General features: G+C 66.6%; 13 protein-coding genes. 6 read left to right on the top strand and 7 right to left on the bottom strand.

All coding sequences use genetic code 11. The annotated features are described in order from the left end of the window. Positions 1 to 264: 264 nt before the first annotated feature. Positions 265 to 2,079: a rhomboid family intramembrane serine protease gene (locus tag J0X25_RS34595; protein WP_207288424.1), complete on the bottom strand. Its 1,815-nt coding sequence runs from the start codon at positions 2,077 to 2,079 to the stop codon at positions 265 to 267. Positions 2,080 to 2,259: 180 nt separating this feature from the next. On the opposite strand from J0X25_RS34595, the gene J0X25_RS34590 reads away from it, so the two are divergent. Beyond that, the gene (locus J0X25_RS34590) at positions 2,260 to 2,544 is read left to right on the top strand and encodes a DNA-directed RNA polymerase subunit L (protein WP_207288423.1); all 285 of its coding nucleotides are present in this window, start codon (positions 2,260 to 2,262) and stop codon (positions 2,542 to 2,544) included. A gap of 181 nt (positions 2,545 to 2,725) precedes the next feature. Here J0X25_RS34590 and J0X25_RS34585 read toward each other — a convergent pair whose 3' ends face one another. Next, on the bottom strand, positions 2,726 to 3,583 hold the full coding sequence (locus J0X25_RS34585; RefSeq protein ID WP_207288422.1) for a hypothetical protein: 858 nt from the start codon (positions 3,581 to 3,583) through the stop codon (positions 2,726 to 2,728). Positions 3,584 to 3,694: 111 nt separating this feature from the next. Then, the gene (gene hisF, locus J0X25_RS34580) at positions 3,695 to 4,507 is read right to left on the bottom strand and encodes an imidazole glycerol phosphate synthase subunit HisF (protein ID WP_207288421.1); all 813 of its coding nucleotides are present in this window, start codon (positions 4,505 to 4,507) and stop codon (positions 3,695 to 3,697) included. A gap of 182 nt (positions 4,508 to 4,689) precedes the next feature. Between hisF and J0X25_RS34575 the strand changes: the two genes are divergently transcribed. Next, the gene (locus J0X25_RS34575) at positions 4,690 to 4,878 is read left to right on the top strand and encodes a DUF7550 family protein (protein ID WP_207288420.1); all 189 of its coding nucleotides are present in this window, start codon (positions 4,690 to 4,692) and stop codon (positions 4,876 to 4,878) included. 24 nt (positions 4,879 to 4,902) lie between these two features. On the opposite strand, the gene J0X25_RS34570 is transcribed toward J0X25_RS34575, so the two are convergent. Continuing rightward, the gene (locus tag J0X25_RS34570) at positions 4,903 to 5,130 is read right to left on the bottom strand and encodes a ribbon-helix-helix domain-containing protein (protein WP_121742944.1); all 228 of its coding nucleotides are present in this window, start codon (positions 5,128 to 5,130) and stop codon (positions 4,903 to 4,905) included. A 276-nt stretch (positions 5,131 to 5,406) separates the two neighbouring features. Continuing rightward, positions 5,407 to 5,706, bottom strand: a complete 300-nt coding sequence (locus J0X25_RS34565) for a hypothetical protein (RefSeq protein WP_207288419.1) — start codon at positions 5,704 to 5,706, stop codon at positions 5,407 to 5,409. A gap of 256 nt (positions 5,707 to 5,962) precedes the next feature. Here J0X25_RS34565 and J0X25_RS34560 point away from each other — a divergent pair, with 256 nt between their 5' ends. From J0X25_RS34560 to menD, 3 genes are all read left to right on the top strand, one after another. Next, a complete protein-coding gene (locus J0X25_RS34560) occupies positions 5,963 to 6,565 on the top strand; it encodes a sulfite oxidase-like oxidoreductase (RefSeq protein WP_207288418.1) in 603 nt (200 codons plus the stop codon). A 100-nt stretch (positions 6,566 to 6,665) separates the two neighbouring features. After that, on the top strand, positions 6,666 to 8,018 hold the full coding sequence (locus J0X25_RS34555; protein WP_207288417.1) for an isochorismate synthase: 1,353 nt from the start codon (positions 6,666 to 6,668) through the stop codon (positions 8,016 to 8,018). Beyond that, a complete protein-coding gene (gene menD / locus J0X25_RS34550; RefSeq protein ID WP_207288416.1) occupies positions 8,015 to 9,826 on the top strand; it encodes a 2-succinyl-5-enolpyruvyl-6-hydroxy-3-cyclohexene-1-carboxylic-acid synthase in 1,812 nt (603 codons plus the stop codon). Before J0X25_RS34555 ends, menD begins: the two co-directional genes overlap by 4 nt. 150 nt (positions 9,827 to 9,976) lie before the next feature. On the opposite strand, the gene J0X25_RS34545 is transcribed toward menD, so the two are convergent. Together J0X25_RS34545 and J0X25_RS34540 are read right to left on the bottom strand one after the other, a co-directional pair. After that, a complete protein-coding gene (locus J0X25_RS34545) occupies positions 9,977 to 11,212 on the bottom strand; it encodes a serine hydrolase domain-containing protein (protein ID WP_207288415.1) in 1,236 nt (411 codons plus the stop codon). Between the two features lie 253 nt (positions 11,213 to 11,465). Beyond that, positions 11,466 to 12,431, bottom strand: a complete 966-nt coding sequence (locus J0X25_RS34540) for a J domain-containing protein (RefSeq protein ID WP_207288414.1) — start codon at positions 12,429 to 12,431, stop codon at positions 11,466 to 11,468. Positions 12,432 to 12,731: 300 nt separating this feature from the next. Here J0X25_RS34540 and J0X25_RS34535 point away from each other — a divergent pair, with 300 nt between their 5' ends. Beyond that, positions 12,732 to 13,625 carry a 1,4-dihydroxy-2-naphthoyl-CoA synthase gene (locus J0X25_RS34535; RefSeq protein ID WP_207288413.1) on the top strand — a complete coding sequence of 298 codons (894 nt, stop codon included), beginning with the start codon at positions 12,732 to 12,734 and terminating at the stop codon, positions 13,623 to 13,625. The last annotated feature ends 327 nt before the right edge of the window (positions 13,626 to 13,952 follow it).

Raw genomic sequence — 13,952 nt, 5'->3', positions numbered from 1 at the left:
GAATCGACGACGCTGCGGGGTATTGTTTCTCTCCGGCTTCCCGCCACCATGTAGCCCTTAACCGATTCTTCGTTCGCGTTTGAACTGTTTCCCAATCGGAACTATAATTCACAGCCGACGATCAGAAAAACGGACGAATACACCGACGAGCGCCGGAAGCCGCCCGCCGAAACGTCAATATACGTCTGACTGTCTCGTTCACTAACTACACGAGTGAGGGTTCGGTCGGCGTCGCGGTCCGTCGCACCGAGAACGGTGCTCGATTCAGTTGTACGTCTCCTCGCTCGCGACGGCGACTTGCGTTCCCTCCGCGGTCGCGTAGACCGTGTCGTCCTCGCGCTCGAAGGTGACTCCCGCTGCGGTCGTCGGCTCGTCGGGACTCGGGAGCGGGGCCGTGTCGACCTCGTCGGCGCCCGGCGACTCGACCTCGAGGACGAACTCGCCGTCCTGAGAGGCGACGGTCACGTTCCGTCCGGCGATCCGGACGTCGGCCTGCGAGGCGTTGGACTCGTGGGCGAGTTGGGGCGCCTCGCCGTCGGCCCAGATCTCGACCTGATAGACGGTGTCGTTGCCGACCGGTTCCCAGCCGGTTCGCTCGACGTGGACGGTCTCGCGCCAGCCGGGGCCGCCGACCGCGATCTCCGCCTCGCCGGTGAAGGCCAGACTGTGGGCCGGGACCACCTCGGACCAGACGTGTCGCCGATCGCTGGTGACGATCACGCCGCTGGACTCGACGGAGAACGCCTCGGCGAACGGACCGACCTGCACCGGCGAGGTGAGTTCGTTCTCGACGCCCTCGGCGTACTCGATGGTGTAATCCTCGACCTCGACGGCCGTCTCGGACGACGACGCGGCGTCCTCGTAGACGAAGAAGTTGACCGGAATCGCCATCCCCGCGACGATCGCGAAGACCAGCAGGACGAGCATCGTGGCCGTCCGCCGCGGGGTCACGGCCGACAGCCGCGAGCGGCGATCGACCGCGCCCGACGCGAGTTCGCCGATCCGCTCGAGGCGGGCCCCGACGGTACGATCATCGCCGTCGCCGGCCATCTCGAGGGGGCGACCGACCGGCGAGTCGGCGGATCGGCCGACCAACGGAAGGCGGCGCTCGAGGCGCTCCGGGACGAGCGAGCGGTCGGAGCCCGCGATCGCGACCGTGACGACGAGGGCGAGCGCGGTGACGACGAGAACGCCGGGCCCCTGAAAGAGGACGTAGACGTTCTCGTCGGCGAACCAGTAGATCTGCCACAGCCCCTGTACGAAGCCGAAGAGCAGGATCGCCAGCCAGATTCGGACGGCGTCGGGGCGGCGGTTCCGCCGGCGGAGCACGGCGACGCCGAGCACGAGCCCCAGGAAGAAGCCCAGCGCGTGCCCCTGGATGGCGATTCCGGCCCAGGAGGGGGCCGACGGCGGCCGCGGCCGGGCGACGTAGACCCCGATCGGGACCTGTAGTGCTCGGTACAGCGTCAGGAGAACGCTCTGGACCCCGAGGAGGCCGACGAGGGTGACGATCGGGTAGTGAACGAGCGCGAACGCGGCGAAGGCGAAGACGACCCCCGAGAAGCCGATTACGGGCCCGAGCGCGAAGAGACTCGAGAGGACGCCGATCGCGAGGACGGCCAGTGGGAAGATCACCAGCGCGCGGACCCAGGGGTTCGCGTGCCACGACGAGAACGATCCCTCGCCGCGCCCCTCCGGGTAGTGGCCCCAGGCGTACTCGACGATCGGGGCGACGACCGTAGCGCCGGAGAGGTTGCCGATGAGGTGGCCCGAACCGGCGTGGGAGAACGGCGCCGCCAGCATCCCCGTCGGGTAGAAGTACGAGTACGCCCGGAAGGGGATGACGACCGGGTTCTCGAAGTTGGTGATGCCGTCCTGGACGAACAGGTAGACGCAGAACACGAACCCCATCACGAGCAGCGACCCCCACGGGACGCCCATCACGAGCCGCGATCGGACGATATCGCCCCACCGCCGACTCGGTCTGTGGAGCCGCCTGACGACGGCCACGGAGCCGAGCAGGGTCGCCACCACCACCAGCGGCAGGACGACCGTCAGGAGGGTCGTGCGCGAAAGCATATCCCTGTGGTTCGAGCGCGACCGTTTATGGATTTCCGTTCTCGCGATGTGGCGCAGTCGTCGCACCGTCATCGCCAGAGCAGCGGTCGGCGCGATCGTCGTGCCCACGGTCCCCGCCCGAGCGTCCCGCGACGAGGCCGAACAGAAAGGTACAAGCGGCCGACGGCCGGAGTAGGTGACATGGAACTGCGGGTCACCGAGAGCAGCGAGGACGAACTCTCGATCGAGATCGCCGGCGAGGATCACACCTTCATGAACGTCCTCAAGGGCGCCCTGCTCGAGCACGAGGACGTCAGCGCGGCCACCTACGACGTCAACCCCGAACAGTCGGGCGGCCAGACCGAACCGATCCTCACGATCAAGACCGAGGGCGGCGTCGACCCCCTCGAGGCGCTCGAGGACGCCGCGGTCACCGTCCGCGAGAAGGCGACGTCGTTCCGCGACGCGTTCGAAGCGGCCGCCTAACGGCTGCGAAAACCGTTTTTCGTTCGGGGACTCGAGTCCTCGCTCGTTCGACAAAAATTCCGTTCTGTACGGTGAGAGGGAGGTATTCGGCGGCTCTTCACGACACCGTACTGCCCAGACTGCGCCGACCACGCGCGCCACAGCACTCCTGGGCCCGTGGTACGGCGTGAACCGATCGCACCTAGCAGGTCGCGTAGAAGACGTAGAGTTCTCCGTCGACGAACCGGAGGTCGAGACCCTCGCTGGCGAATCCGGCAGCCGTCATCTGGTGGACGTCGTCGACGAGGCTCTCGGTGAGGGCGTCAGCGAGTTCGCGTTCGTCGTCGAACGTTTCGATCGGCACCGTGTACGACACGAGGACCTCGTTGACGTCCCCGTCGTTTCGGCAGTCGGCGCCGAAGTCGCTCGGCATCACCGCCTCCGGGCTCTCGCCGCCGTCTCTGGCCGCCAGGTACGCGCGATTCCTGTATTCCGCGTACGCTGCGAGCCCGTTCTCGTCGTAGGAACGGTCACCGTCACGGACGTCCTCGAGGCGATCGTGGATCTCCAGTTCGGTCGCCTCGAGGTCGATGCCGGCGATCTGGGACCCCTCGCCGGGCGCGTCCGGTGGCGACGGCTGTCCGACTCCGGGGATGATCGACGGCGAGACGATTCCGGTCGCGAATAGCGCGACGAACAGGCCGAAGACGAGGAGAATCGGCGAGTAGGGTTTGGCCACCTCGAGCCAACTCGAGGGCTCCAGATCGCGCTCGACGTCGTCGTAGCTCTGTTCGGTCTTCTCGAGGGCGTGATTGCCACACCGCGAGCACGGCGGGTTGTACTTGACGTGATCGCGGCCGCACTCCTGACAGCGCCAAACGTAGGTGGTGCCGGTGTCGACGGTTCCCGTCTCGGTCGCGCCGGTGTCGGCCGTCGGGTCGCCCTCGCTTCCTTCGCCCTCGCGAACGATCGCCTCCTCGAAGGCGTTGTGCCCGCAGTTGTCACAGGGCGGGTCGTTTTCCGCGTGTGGTTTGCCACACCACGTGCATCGCCACTTCACTGACTGTAACGCACAACTGTACTGATATAAACGTACTGATGGGCGGAACGATCCGTGGCGTTCGACCGACTGTGAACCGGGTTAGAGCCGACGAACGTGTTCGCTCGCAGTTCAGAGCCGGACGGGAACGCCCCGCTCGTCCAGATACTCCTTCGTCTCCGCGATCGAGTACTCGTCGAAGTGGAAGATCGAGGCCGCGAGGCCGGCGTCGGCGCCCGCTTTCGTGAACACGTCGTACATGTCCTCGGGCCCGCCACAGCCCGAGGAGGCGATGACGGGCGTGTCGACGGTTTCGCAGACGGCCTCCGTCAGCGGAAGGTCGTAGCCGTCCTTGGTGCCGTCCCTGTCGATGGAGTTGACGAACAGTTCGCCGGCGCCCCGCGACTCGGCCTCTTTGGCCCACTCGAGGACGTCGATCCCGGTCCCCTCGCGGCCGCCCTTCTTCGTACACTCGAACCAGCAGGACTCACCGTCGACCTCGACGTAGTGTTCCCCCTGCTCGTCGTAGCGGCGCTTAGCGTCGACGCTGATGACGATACACTGGCTGCCGAAGGCTTTCGCGCCGTCGTTGATCAGTTCGGGTCGCTCGAGCGCCCCCGTCGTGATCGAGACCTTGTCCGCGCCGGCGCGCAGCGTCTCCTTGATGTCGTCGGTGGTGCGGATGCCGCCGCCGACGGTGAGGGGAATGAAGACCTCGTCGGCGACGCGCTCGACGACGTCGAGCATGGTCTCGCGGCCCTCCGCCGAGGCGGTGATGTCGAGGAAGACGAACTCGTCGGCGCCGGACTCGTTGTACGCCTTGGCCATCTCGACCGGATCGCCGGTGTACTTGAGATCCTCGAAGTGCACGCCGGTGTACACGGCCGGGTTCCCGTCCTCGTCCAAGTCCACGTCGATACACGGGATGATTCGCTTGGTCAGCATGTGGTCGTTGTGCGACCCTTGGCACCCGGGATAGTAAAGTGGTCCCCATCGGTCCCTCGAGAGGCGTTCGTCGGCTGTCGTTCGTCCAGACCCGCGAGCGACGTCCGCGAGTCGGCGGCCGAGCCGCGCAGTCACGCCTCGAGAGAGGTGTCTTTAAGGTGGCGAGTCGGCTACACGCGAGTATGACGGACGACACGGACCAGACGGCGGAGGAGGACACGGGCGCCGACGTCGGTCACGATCTCGAGGCCGAGCGGACGACCGCACCGATGAGCGACTACGGCGGCCGCGAGGTCGGGATCGGTCTGCTCGTGATGGTGATCGGTTCGGCCGTCGCCTTCGGAGTCCCGCTGCTAACGGTGGGCTTCTAGGGCCGTGTGCGAGAAGAGACGAAGTTAGAAGACGTACTCGTCGTCGTGACCCATCATGCCATCGTCTTCGAGGCCGGTCCCCCCGGTCGTCCCTTCCTCTTCGTCCATCGGCCCGCTCGTTTTGTAGGCCTTGATTCCCGTCGAGAGGAGATCCTCGATCGCCTCCTCGCGGTTGACGAACTCGCCGCGTTCGACCATCTGGGCGATCTGCATCTCGAGGTGCTCCGGTATGGTGATCTCTACTTTCGGCATCTGATTCGGCTTTCGGCGAGGGGGTATTTAGGTTTGACGGGGACTCGACACTCCGGTTACTGGACGCTGCCCGTCGGCGTCGATCGTGCGGGTGTACTGGCCGGTTAGCCGGAGCTTTTGCCGGTTAGCCGGAGCTCTCGGTGACTCGAGTCCGGGACTCCGCGAAAAAGTGGCTGCAATCGGTCGTCGAACGGTGACCGTCGGTCACGGCTCGGTAGTCGATATCACGATTCAGTAGCCGATTTGACGGATCGGTGTCGGTTCGGCTCGCCGTCGTCAGCGGTTCCCCATCATGGAGTCGAACGCGTTCTTGAGCGTCGTCCCCGGCTGGGTCAGCGTCTCGAGTTGCTGTCGCATCTTCCGCTGGTTGAAGTAGCTCGCGAACGCGAGGATCGTCGGCGGCCAGAGCCCGATGAACGCGCCGAGCTGGCGCTCTCCTCGCATGAAGAAGTAGTACAGCGACAGCCCGACTGACGCGGCCGACGCGATGAACGCGGGCCCCATCGCCTGTTCGCCGACTTCTTCTGCTGCCTGTCCAGAGACTTCTCGTTCTGCAATTTGCTGTTTGCTCGCCATACACAGAACACGACGCCGAGACCGTACTAAGGGATGGCGAGGGTTTCGCGAGGAAGCCCCTGAATTGTGACGTCGGCTCGACTATTACGGACCGTTCCAGTCGCCGCCCCGTCCCGGAAATACGTGCTTACTCGTCGAGAGTCGTGTCACTCGAGCCGGTGAGTGCGAGTCACACGGCCGCGTGCAGGACGACCGGCGCCGGCGAGACCCCGGCGGCAGGCGTCACATCTACGTCCGTCGGCACGAACGAACGCGTATGACCGACGACGCCACCGACGTCACGGACCTCTATCTGGAGTTCGACGACGACCGACTGCCGCCGGGGCAACGCGAAACCTCCGCGTTTCCCGTGCTCTCGAAGAGCGGGACGCCCGACTGGGACCCGGAGACGTGGGAGTTTACCGTCACCGGGGCCGTCGACCAGGAACTCTCGTTCACGTGGGACGAGTTCCGCGACCTGCCCGGCGAGACCCAGCGACAGGACTTCCACTGCGTCACCGGCTGGAGCAAGTTCGACTGCGCGTTCACGGGCGTCCCGTTCCCGGAACTCGCGGAACGCGCGGGCGTGCACGACGACGTCGTCCACGTGATGTTCTCCGCGCTCGACGGCTACACCACCGACCTCCCTCTCGAGGACTGCATGCGCGAAGAAGTGCTGTTCGCGTGGGAGTACGACGGCGAGCCCCTGCCGGAGGACCACGGCGGTCCGCTGCGGGTGGTCACGCCCCACAAGTACGCCTACAAGGGGGCGAAGTGGGTCGACGGCGTCGAGTTCCTCACCGAACCCGAGCGGGGCTACTGGGAGAAACGCGGCTACTCGCAGACGGCGAACCCGTGGGAAGAGGAACGGTACAGCTAGCGAGCGGGTCGACAGGCTGGGACTGGAACCCGGCGACGGGCACCGGCGGGGGCGGCCGGGATAGTTAGGCTGAAGGCGTGGCGGTCCCCAACTGCCGTCGATGGATGGATCGTCGGGTGAGCGTCGACTCGCGGGTGACGCCGACTCCCCAGCCGACGGCTCGACCGCCCTCGTCAGTACCAGTCGCGAACTCGAGGACGTCTCGTTCGGCGCGGTCGTTGATACGGCCGCCGACTCGCGGGTGCTGTGGGCGACGCCGGACGGACTCGAGGTCGTCGGACGGGGCGTCGCCGCTCGCCTCACCGCCAGTGGCCCCGGGCGTTTCGATCGAATTCGGACGCGTGCGGCGCGCGCGTTCGACGGCCTCGAACACGACGGCCCGCGCGTCGCCCGTCCGCGAGCGTTCGGCGGATTTTCGTTTCACGACGGCCACGAATCGGGGGCGCTCTGGGCCGGGTTCGACGCGGCCGCGTTCGTCGTTCCGCAGATCTTGGTCGTCCGACACGACGAGGGGACCTGGCTGACGGCCGTCGCCGACGACGAAGACGCGGCCGCCGACCGCCTCGGGCGCTGGGACGACCGCCTCGCGGACCTGCCGACGATGCGACCCAGCGGGACCGGGCCCGGCGTCGCCTCGACTCGGCGGACCACGTCCCGCGAGGACTGGACCGAACAGGTCGAGACCGCCCTCGAGCGAATCGATCGCGGCGACCTCACCAAGGTCGTTCTCGCCCAGTCGCTGTCGGTCGACCTCGACGGATCGGTCGACGTCCCGGAGACGCTCGAGCGGCTGCGCCGGCGGTATCCGAACTGTTACCGGTTCCTGATCGGTCACGAGACCGGCCGGACGTTCTTCGGGGCACCGCCCGAGCGCCTCGTCGCGAAACGCGGCACACGCGTCGAAACGGAGGCGCTGGCGGGCTCGGTCCCCCGCGGCGAGACGCCCGAAGCGGACGAGGCCTACGCCGACGAGATGCGTGACAGCGACAAGGTGCGCCGGGAACACGGCCTCGTCGCCGAGGCGATCCGAGCGCAACTCGAGCCGTTCGCGCGCGACCTCACCGTCGACGACCGGACGATCCGACGGCTGGCGAACATACAGCACCTCCAGACGCCGATCGAGGCGACCCTCGAGGGGGACCGACACGTCCTCGAACTCGTCGAGGCGCTGCATCCGACGCCCGCCGTCGGCGGCGTGCCGCCCGCGGCGGCCTGGGAGACGATTCGCGACGCCGAAACGTTCGACCGGGGCTGGTACGCGGCGCCGATCGGCTGGTTCGACGCCGTCGGCGACGGCGAGTTCGCGGTCGGTCTCCGCTCGGGAATCGCGACCGACGAGACGGTCACGCTCTTCGCGGGCAGCGGCATCGTCGCCGACAGCGACCCAGACGAGGAGTGGGACGAGGTACAGCTGAAGTTCCGACCGATCCTCGACGAACTGGGGGGGCGATGAGCGCGCCCAACCGCGCGACGCTCTGGGGCCGCGTGCTGGTCGACGAACTTTCGAAGGGGGGCCTCGAGGCCGTCTGTATCTCGCCGGGGAGTCGCTCGACGCCGCTGACGGTCGCGTTCGCCGAACACGAGGGAATCGACGTCTACTCTCACCTCGACGAGCGCTCGGCGGCCTTCTTCGCGCTCGGACGCGCGCGACGGACCGGCGAGCCGACGGCGCTGGTCTGTACCTCCGGAACGGCGGCGGCGAACTTCCACCCCGCGGTGATGGAGGCCGACCGGGCGCGCGTCCCGCTGCTCGTGCTCACCGCCGATCGACCCCACGAACTCCGAGACAGCGGCGCGAACCAGACGATCGATCAGGTCAAACTCTACGGCGATGCGGTCCGCTGGTACGCGGAACTACCGGATCCCGAGGCCGACGAGCGCAAGGTGCGGAGCCTCCGGACGACGGCGGCGCGGGCGCTGGCCGAGACGACGGGCGTCGAGCCCGGGCCGGCCCACCTGAACTGCCCGTTTCGCAAGCCCCTCGAGCCGCTCGAGGTCCCCGACGCCGACCCCGACTCGTTCGCCGAGACCCTCGCGGGGCGCGGACGCGACGGCGCGTTCGTCGAGACCGCGGCGGGCGAGCGGACGCTGGCGAACGACCAGTACCGACCGCTCGTCCGGGCGCTCGAGGACGCCGGTCGGCCCCTGATCGTCGCCGGACCGGCCGATCCGGCCGATCTGACTGAACTCGAGCCCGCGGCCGTCGTGGCCGTCGCCGAGCGCGTCGGCGCACCGATCCTCGCGGATCCGCTCTCGGGGCTGCGGTTTGGTCCCCACCTCGGCGACGATCCCGGGGACGGCCCGGTCTACGGCGGCTACGACGCCTACGTCGACGAACTCCCGGAGCCGGACGTCGTCGTCCGCGTCGGCGCGTCGCCGACCTCGAAACCGCTGCGCCACGCCCTGCGCGACGCCGACGCCCTCCAGTTCTTGCTCGACCCTGCGGGCGGCTGGCGTGAGGCGACGTTCACCGCGACGGACCTGTTCGCGGCCGCACCCGGCGACGTCTTCGAAGGGCTGCGCGAGCGACTCGAGGCCGAAGCGGGCGCGAATTCGACCGGCGGCGAAACCGAAGCCGAGTGGCTGGCCGCGTTCGACGACGCCGAACGCCGCCACTGGGAGATCCGCGACGAGGCGCTCGAGGCCGACACGCTCGAGTCCGAACCGTTCGAGGGGGCGATCCTCGCCGACGTCTTCACGCACGCGCCCGACCCGGCGACCGTGTTCGTCTCGAATAGCATGCCGATCCGGGACGCGGATCGGTTTGCTCGGCCCCGCGCGGCAGACTTGACGGTGCTGGCGAACCGCGGCGCCAGCGGCATCGACGGCATCGCGAGCACGGCGCTGGGCGCCGGGAGCGCGACGGACGAGCCGCTGGTGCTCGTCACCGGGGATCTGGCCTTCTTCCACGACTCCAACGGCCTGCTCGCGGTCGACCGCTGCGGCGTCGACGCCACCATCGTCCTGCTGGACAACGACGGCGGCGGCATCTTCCACAAACTCCCGATCGAAGGGTTCGAGCCGCCGTTTACCGATCAGTTCAAGACGCCCCACGGCCTCGAGTTCGAGTCCCTCGCGGAGTTTCACAATCTCGAATTCGAGCGCGTCGCGCCCGCCGACTTCGCGGACGCCTATCGCGACTCGCTCGAGCGCGCGGGGACGCAGGTGCTGGCCGTCGACTTCGACTCGGAAGCGAGTCATCGGCGGCGGGACGCGCTCGAGGAGCGAGTTCGCGACGGGATCCGCGACGGGGGCGAATAGCGGCGAACCGATCGGAACGCGATCGATCGGACTGAGACGGCTCGTTTCGATACTCAGCCGGAAGCGTTACCACTGCGATCAAGCGTACACACGGATCTGCCGATACCGCTGGCGTACCGGTGGTAAAAGAAGTGCAACCGACGTCCGTTGCTACGATAGTTCGTGACGGACCGTGTCGCCGAGGCGAGCGACGCGTTGACTGTGTTCGTAGCCGTCACGAATTCCGTTGGTGACGTACGCGAACGCGATGTCGTTGTCAGGATCGGCCCACGTCATGATACTGCCGAGCCCGCCGTGGCCGTAGACACCGTGGGAGGCAGTCACCCCGAAGCTGTCACCCGGGCTACCACCGAATCGGACACCGAGACCGCGTCGGGTGTATTCGCCATCGTCTTCCTGTTCCACCTCGACAGACGTGAAGGCGCGAGTCACCTGGTTACTGAAGACGTCTTCCCCGTTGTTCAGCAGGCAGTTGTAGTATCGGGCGAGGTCGCGTGCAGTCCCGATCCCGGTCGCAGCACCGACGACGCTCTCCTGAACGTCGTCCCTATTGAAGAGCGCGGCGACGTAAGCCGTGTATCCCGGGGATTCGGGATCGGTGATCTGGTGGTACGGTTCGAAACCGACCAGTGTCGAAACGTCGACCGCATCGGCGTTCTCGATGCCGATACTCGTGTCGTCCATGCCGAGCGGATCGAAGATCGCCTCCGCCGCGATCTCGTCGATCTGCTTTCCGACGACGTTCCGGGTGAGCCCGTCGATAATCCACCCGTAGCTCAGGAGATGATAGTCGGTGCGCGTGCCGGGTTCGTACGCTAACGTGGCCTCCTCGACGAGCCGCTCCTTCTCGTCGGGGTCGCCCCAGACCTCGGGATTGTCGTCGATGGCTGGGATCGAATGGAGTCCGGACTGATGTGAGAGGACGTGGCGGATCGTCACGTCCTCCTTTCGTTCGTCGTTACGACCGAATTCCGGCCAGTGGTCCACGACGTAGTCGTCGTAGTCGACGAGCCCCTCGTCGACGAGATGATGGACCGTTCCCGCCGTGTAGGGTTTCGTCGTCGAAAAGAGGACGTGGCGGGTATCAGTCGTCTCCGCCGCACCGTCGGGCCCGGTCGTCCCACCAGCGATATTCAGGACGAGTTCGTCCTTGTGGTAGACCGCGAGCTGTGCGCCGTGATGGAGTTCCCGTTCGATCTGGTTGTAGAACGTCTCCTCGATTCGGTCGATGCCGGTGGGAAGGATGTCCGAGTTCCGTTTCGAATTCGAGTGCGATGGTGGACTCGGTCTGTTTCCGCCCTTCTTCGGGCCTGCTGACGCTGATGCTGGTACCGCCGATCCCACTGCCGCAGCTGCGATACTTCCGAGGAGTTTTCGACGCTCCATACGCGCGAACTCACGAGATGGATCTAAAGAACAATAGGTAACTTATCACATATTGAAATACGGTGACATTGTGTCCTCACCACGACTGACGTTACAGCAAATCTATCACCGCTTCAAGTCACGAAGAACGTCCGATTCCAGTTAGCGGGGTCTTCCGACGCTAATACATCAGTAACCGTTCGACGTTGCTGACCGATCTGCTATCCGTCGACGGCAGCAGTCCAGGACAGATCACGCAGATGGCAACGCGCGATCACGGACGAAGCGCCCACCAGAGTACGATCGCGTAGCCGAAAGGAATCCAGGCGAACCCGAGCGCGAGCAACCCGGAGATCGAGTACGCCTCGAGCGCGGCCGTCGCGTCGATTCCGAGCGGGAACAGCACGCTCCAGGAGCCGAACAGCGCGGCCGCGATCCGGGGTTTCGTGAGCACGTACCCGACGAGTCCCAGCGTACACGCGGCGACGACGACGTTGACGGCGAGGGGAAACGCCGACGTGAGACTCGCCCCGACGAAGACCGGGTAGAGCAGCCAGAGGCAGCCGATCGTCACCGCCGTCGTGTGGGTGATCGACTCCCCCTCCCACTCGAGGGTGACGTCGTCCGTCCAGTCGTGGACGGCGTACCGGAACTCCGAGGCCGAATCGTCGCGGTCGCCCGTCGTCGTCGCCGTGGTCCCCGTGTGATTCCCAGTCGGTCCGGTCTCGCCACCGAACGAGTGGGTGGTCCGGGCGTGCTTGCGGGCCCGTTGCCGGCGGCGGCGCTGTCGGGCGTGGTGGCTTTTGGATCGCTCATTCCGCCTCGAGCCGGCAGTACTCGAGTCGGTCGCGCTGGAACTCGCCGTCTTCGAACCGGTCGTACTCGAGCCGGCCGTCTCCCTGTCGTATTTCGATCCCGTGGTGCGGTCGTTCGCGTCGTCGCTCGAGTCGGTTGCACGTCCTTGCTCGCTGGAGTCGTCGGTCCCCGACTCGTCGGCTGCGGCCGTTCGGTCGGCGAGACGGGCGTAAGCCTCGTGGCCGAGCCGGTCGTAGCGGGCCCGTTCGGTGCCGTCGGCCAGCACCGACCGCGCCGTCGAGACCCGTTTGAACTGCTCGGCGGCGTCGGGCGCGTCGTTGTGATCCGGGTGGGTCTCGAGGACGCGCTCCCGGTAGGCCGCCTGAATCTCTTCGCGGGTCGCGTCCGCATCGACCTCGAGGATCTCGTAGTACGACTCGCCCATCGCCTATGGGATCAAACGGTCGGGTGAAAAATCACTCGGCCTATATATCGACGCTGAAACTCGCTGATCGACCGAACGACCGGCAAACCGGTCGGCAAAACGGGCATCGATATCGTCTCAGGATCGATTGATGAACTACATAATGCTATATCAAATTGGGTCCGTGATCGTGTTGGTTCGATTCGCCTCCGAACCGGCTGAACGGCGGCGCAGGGCGTCTGGGGAGCCAGCGCCGGCGCTCGAGTCCGCGTCGACCGCGACGCGAATCTATTTCACGCGCCGTCGACCACACTCGAGGCAATGGTTTCGGAACTGTTCGACCCCGAGCGCTGGGAGCCGGTCGCGGAGCTGAACGAGGAGTTCGACGACATCACCTACCACCGGGCGGTCGACGCCGGGACGGTCCGAATCGCCTTCGACCGACCCGACGTCCGCAACGCCTTCCGGCCCGGCACGGTCGACGAACTGTACGATGCCCTGGACCACGCCAAGCGCCAGACCGACGTCGGCTGTATCCTGCTGACCGGGAACGGGCCGTCGTCGAAGGACGGCGGCTGGGCGTTCTGTTCCGGCGGCGACCAGACGATCCGCGGCGAGGACGGCTATCAGTACGAAGGTGATGAGGAGAGAGCGTCCGAACAGGGCCGGCTGCACATCCTCGAGGTCCAGCGCCTGATACGCCACATTCCGAAGGTCGTGGTCGCCGTGGTGCCGGGCTGGGCCGTCGGCGGCGGCCACTCGCTGCACGTCGTCTGCGACCTCACGCTCGCGAGCGAGGAGCACGCCAAGTTCCTCCAGACCGACCCCGACGTGGCCAGCTACGACGCCGGCTTCGGCTCTGCGTATCTGGCCAAGCAGATCGGCCAGAAGAAGGCCCGCGAGGTGTTCTTCCTCGGGAAGACCTACGACGCCGCGGAGGCCGCGGAGATGGGCATGGTCAACGAGGCGGTTCCCCACGAGGAGTTAGAAGAGACCGCCCTCGAGTGGGGCGAGCGTATCAACGCCAAGAGCCCGACGGCAATGCGGATGCTCAAGTACGCCTTCAACATGACCGACGACGGGATGGTGGGCCAGCAGGTCTTCGCCGGCGAGGCGACGCGGCTGGGCTACATGACCGACGAGGCCGCGGAGGGTCGGGACGCCTTCGTCGAGGGCCGGGATCCCGACTTCGACGACTTCCCGTGGCACTACTGAGCGTTTGACCGGTCTGAGACGGCTGCTCGAGCGTCCGGACTTATTTCGGTTTCAGCGGTGGTGATTCGCTCGAGCGTTCTACTTTTCTGGAGGCGATGATTCGCTCGAGCGCCCTGCTCGTGCTGGCAACGGGGATTGGCCACACCCTCCCCAGCCGATTCGCTCTCTCGTTACACTCGTTCGCTCATCCCTCGCACACTGTCGAGCCGTGGCTCACTCTTCGTTCGCCACGTCTCAGCGCGCGCCACCGCAGCGGTGGTTCGTCTGTCCGGAGCGCGATATCGCACCCCGTACCCTCGCTCGAGGCAGCTCCGGCCCCGACTGTGA

Origin of the sequence: Haloterrigena alkaliphila (genome assembly GCF_017352155.2) — an archaeon.
Lineage (GTDB): Archaea > Halobacteriota > Halobacteria > Halobacteriales > Natrialbaceae > Haloterrigena > Haloterrigena alkaliphila.
The sequence above is the reverse complement of the archived record's forward strand: the minus strand, read 5'-3'. Positions and strand labels throughout refer to the sequence as shown.

Coding starts and splice junctions, on each gene's coding strand:
- J0X25_RS34590 (WP_207288423.1), top strand. CDS start 2,260: ATGGAACTGCGGGTCACCGAGAGCAGCGAGGACGAACTCTCGATCGAG.
- J0X25_RS34545 (WP_207288415.1), bottom strand. CDS start 11,212: ATGGAGCGTCGAAAACTCCTCGGAAGTATCGCAGCTGCGGCAGTGGGA.
- J0X25_RS34565 (WP_207288419.1), bottom strand. CDS start 5,706: ATGGCGAGCAAACAGCAAATTGCAGAACGAGAAGTCTCTGGACAGGCA.
- hisF (WP_207288421.1), bottom strand. CDS start 4,507: ATGCTGACCAAGCGAATCATCCCGTGTATCGACGTGGACTTGGACGAG.
- J0X25_RS34540 (WP_207288414.1), bottom strand. CDS start 12,431: ATGGGCGAGTCGTACTACGAGATCCTCGAGGTCGATGCGGACGCGACC.
- J0X25_RS34555 (WP_207288417.1), top strand. CDS start 6,666: ATGGATGGATCGTCGGGTGAGCGTCGACTCGCGGGTGACGCCGACTCC.
- J0X25_RS34570 (WP_121742944.1), bottom strand. CDS start 5,130: ATGCCGAAAGTAGAGATCACCATACCGGAGCACCTCGAGATGCAGATC.
- menD (WP_207288416.1), top strand. CDS start 8,015: ATGAGCGCGCCCAACCGCGCGACGCTCTGGGGCCGCGTGCTGGTCGAC.
- J0X25_RS34535 (WP_207288413.1), top strand. CDS start 12,732: ATGGTTTCGGAACTGTTCGACCCCGAGCGCTGGGAGCCGGTCGCGGAG.
- J0X25_RS34560 (WP_207288418.1), top strand. CDS start 5,963: ATGACCGACGACGCCACCGACGTCACGGACCTCTATCTGGAGTTCGAC.
- J0X25_RS34575 (WP_207288420.1), top strand. CDS start 4,690: ATGACGGACGACACGGACCAGACGGCGGAGGAGGACACGGGCGCCGAC.
- J0X25_RS34595 (WP_207288424.1), bottom strand. CDS start 2,079: ATGCTTTCGCGCACGACCCTCCTGACGGTCGTCCTGCCGCTGGTGGTG.